This window comes from Streptomyces glaucescens, from assembly GCF_002154375.1.
Classification (GTDB): Bacteria; Actinomycetota; Actinomycetes; order Streptomycetales; family Streptomycetaceae; genus Streptomyces; species Streptomyces glaucescens.
In genome coordinates this window covers 1-3,303 of the sequence record NZ_MUND01000574.1, presented here as the reverse complement: position 1 = coordinate 3,303, position 3,303 = coordinate 1, and the positions used below count along the sequence as shown (strand labels likewise).

Here is a 3,303-nt window from a genome sequence, read left to right as displayed (position 1 = left end):
GACCGTCTCACGCCAGGCGTCCGGGGCGAGGCCGTGCGCGGAGCGCCGGGGCTCGACGGCCGGCCGGGCGGTCGACGTCAGGACCCCGACGAAGTCGAGGATCAGCCCGGAGGGGGTTGGGGCTGCCGGGGGGCGGAGCGAGCTAATTCCAAGCGGATTCCGGCATGTGGAAGTTTCACTTGGTGAGAGACGGGAGTCGCCGCCTCGCTCTCGATCAGCGCTCCGCGATGCCGTGTGCCCACCCCTGCGCCACCGACGCAGCACCGCCGTAACTCCTCGGCGCCGGCCGCCTCGCCCAAAGGCCGCCTCTTCTGGCCGAGTTGCCGCAGGCAGGTCGTGCGGACCACGGACACGGCCCTCCGTCCTCGCCGCACCGCCGTCCGTGGTGACCTGTACGGCTCACCGCCGGAGCGGTACGACGCTCCGGCGGCCCCATGGTGAAACGATCGCGGCCCCTACTCCGTGACGTCGTGTCCCAGTGCCCGAAGGTCCTCCGCAAGGGCCTTACGGGTGATGGGCCCGACGATGCCGTCGGCCGTCAGGTTCTTGCTGCCCTGGTAGGCCTTGACCGCCTGCTTCGTCTTCGGCCCCACGATGCCGTCACTGGGACCAGGGTCGAATCCCAGCAGCTTCAGCGCTTCCTGGATCGCGTGGGGACTCTTGAGATTGAAGGAAGCCATGATCCCGTCCTCCCTGCGTGAATTTCTGTCCCACCGTCATGAACCTCCCGTTCCGGTCGCCTGCTCCTCTCTCCAGTGTGGATCCCGCGCTCCGCGACGGCGATTCCTGCGGTGGCCGGTGTGAAGGGCCGGACGTAAAGTTGAATTTCAGATCCGCCCCCCGGAGCCGGCCATGACCAGCCAGGACAAGCTCCCGATCATCTACGTCAGAGGATTCGCGGGCGATACTTCAGGAATCAACAAGGCCGTCACGGATCCCTTCTACGGCTTCAACGAAGGATCCACGCATGTGCGGGTGGGACCGGGAGAGAAACCGACCTTCCATCAGTTCGAGAGCCCGCTGCTCCGCCTCCACCTCGATGAGGGCTACCACATCCTCGTCGAAGGCGGCCAGGAATCGTATCTGGATACGCACCCGGAAATTCCCGCGGACAGCATCTGGATCCACCGTTTCTACGACGCGTCCGCCACCAGCTGGAGCGCGAAACCGAAGGAGTTCCGCCTGGAGGACGCCGCCACCGATCTGCTGCGGCTGATCGAGAAGATCAAGGCGAAGAGCGGTGCGCCCCGGGTGCATCTGGTCGCGCACTCCATGGGCGGGCTGGTCTGCCGCTGCCTGCTGCAGAAGATCCTCCCCGACCGGGGCACGGACCCGACGGAGCACGTGGACAAGCTCTTCACCTACGGCACCCCGCACGGCGGCATCTCCTTCGACGTGGGCTTCGGCGTCTTCGAGCGGCTGCGGGACACCTTCGGCATCCAGGGCGGCGACATCTTCGGCCCGCGCCGGATGTACGCCTACCTCACCCCCGACGCCGAACGGCGCGGCGACGAGCCCCCGGACGACTGGGACGCCCGGGCCGTCCCGCAGGGGCCGGGGAGGTTCCCGGTGCGGCGGGTGTTCTGCCTGGTGGGCACCAACCCGGGCGACTACGAAGTGGCGTTGGGCATGTCCTCCGCGATGGTCGGCGCCCGCAGCGACGGCCTGGTGCAGATCGACAAGGCCGCCGTGCCCGGCTCCCACGGGGCGTTCGTGCACCGCAGCCACAGCGGCCGCTACGGGCTGGTGAACTCCGAGGAGGGCTACCAGAACCTGCGCCGCTTCCTCTTCGGCGATCTCCGGATCGAGGCCGAGCTGGTCGGCCACCGGCTGCCCGCCGACCCCGGGGTGAGCTGGCAGGCCGAAGTCCTGCTGGCCATCCGCGGCCTGCCCGTCGTGGTGCACGAACGACAGGCCGCCCACTGGTGCCCCCTACCGCTGCCGAAACCCGCCACCGAGGCGCCGACACCCCGTCCGTGCCGCTGGCGACCACATTCCTGCGCACCGACCTGCCGCGCCCGGCCGACAGCCCCACCATGCGCTACGCCCTGCACGTGCGGATCCTCTCGCTGCGCGCGAACCGCCGGATCCTCGACTTCGGCGACCACCTGGAGCAGACCGCCGACTTCGACGACTCCCTGGTGGTGGACGTCGGCAGCGGTGCGGCACCCGGTATCTGGGCGACCTGGAACTCGCTGATCCCCGGCACGATCAAGGACCACGAGCCGCAGGGCCGCCCGCTGACCGACGAGGACCCCGCCGCGGGCCGCTGGGTCACACACGTCCCGTTCCCCGAGAACGCCCGGCCGCTCCTCGGCGAGCACACGAGCATCCGCCTCTCGGCGACGCCCTGGCGGTGAGGGCCGGTTCCGCCCGCCCGCACCACCCGCCCCGGACTCCGGCGACCGGTGGTTCGCTCCATCCCCCGACAGGGAGGTGACCGGCGATTGAGGTTCGGCGCGCCCGGGCACTCGGCCCGCCATGACCGCGCCACGCAGGATTCTGCTCACCGGGTGGTTCAGCTTCCACGACGGGGAGGCGACCGCCGGGGACGTACTGGCACTCGCCCGGGTCGAGCAGGTGCTCGACCGGGCGGGATGTCCCTACGACGTCGTCTGGAGCCCCGGCTTCCGCCCCCGGGCGCCGCACCTGGACGAGGTGCGGCCCGAGCGGTACTCGCATCTGGTCTTCGTCTGCGGCCCCGTGCACGGGCCGCAGATCGAGGAACTGCACCGGCGGTTCGCCCACTGCGTGCGGATCGCGGTCGGCACGTCCGTGGTCGACCCACGGGCACCGGCCGTCACCGGGTTCCACCGGGTGGTGGCCCGCGACGCGCCCGGCACCGAGCCGGTGACCGACCTGGCGGCACGGGCACCGGCCGCCCCCGCCCGTCCCGTGGTCGGGGTGATCCTCACCCACGGGCAGCACGAGTACGGCCCGCAGCGGCGACACGACCTGGTCGCCGAGCGGGTGACCCGCTGGCTGGCGGGCAAGGACTGCGCCCGGCTGGAACTGGAGACCCGGCTCGACACCCGCGACTGGCGGCTGTGCGCGACACCCGCCCAGCTGTCCTCCGTCCTCTCCCGCCTCGACCTCGTCGTCACGGACCGGCTGCACGGCCTGGTACTGGCGCTGCGCGCGGGCACCCCCGCACTGGCCGTCGACCCGATCGCGGGCGGCGCCAAGGTCACCGCCCAGGCCCGCGCCTGCCGCTGGCCCGCGCTGCTGCCCGCCGAGAGCGTGGACGGGGAAGGGCTGGAGCGGTGGTGGAAGTGGTGCCTGGGGGCGGGACGGGGTGCGGCG

General features: G+C 71.2%; 4 protein-coding genes. 3 read left to right on the top strand and 1 reads right to left on the bottom strand.

Features of this window, described 5'->3' with window-relative positions; all coding sequences use genetic code 11:
• Positions 1 to 455 precede the first annotated feature (455 nt).
• The gene (locus CCN42_RS32125; protein ID WP_086740880.1) at positions 456 to 680 is read right to left on the bottom strand and encodes a peptidoglycan-binding domain-containing protein; all 225 of its coding nucleotides are present in this window, start codon (positions 678 to 680) and stop codon (positions 456 to 458) included.
• Positions 681 to 852: 172 nt separating this feature from the next.
• Here CCN42_RS32125 and CCN42_RS32120 point away from each other — a divergent pair, with 172 nt between their 5' ends.
• The 3 genes from CCN42_RS32120 to CCN42_RS32115 all read left to right on the top strand — a co-directional run.
• Entirely contained in the window at positions 853 to 2,199 is a 1,347-nt protein-coding gene (locus tag CCN42_RS32120; RefSeq protein WP_339384446.1) for an alpha/beta fold hydrolase, read from the top strand.
• Positions 2,142 to 2,360: a hypothetical protein gene (locus tag CCN42_RS45945; RefSeq protein WP_339384445.1), complete on the top strand. Its 219-nt coding sequence runs from the start codon at positions 2,142 to 2,144 to the stop codon at positions 2,358 to 2,360. Before CCN42_RS32120 ends, CCN42_RS45945 begins: the two co-directional genes overlap by 58 nt.
• 121 nt (positions 2,361 to 2,481) lie before the next feature.
• On the top strand, positions 2,482 to 3,303 hold an 822-nt coding region (locus CCN42_RS32115; protein WP_086740878.1), incomplete at its 3' end, for a polysaccharide pyruvyl transferase family protein.

Coding starts and splice junctions, on each gene's coding strand:
- CCN42_RS32125 (WP_086740880.1), bottom strand. CDS start 680: ATGGCTTCCTTCAATCTCAAGAGTCCCCACGCGATCCAGGAAGCGCTG.
- CCN42_RS32120 (WP_339384446.1), top strand. CDS start 853: ATGACCAGCCAGGACAAGCTCCCGATCATCTACGTCAGAGGATTCGCG.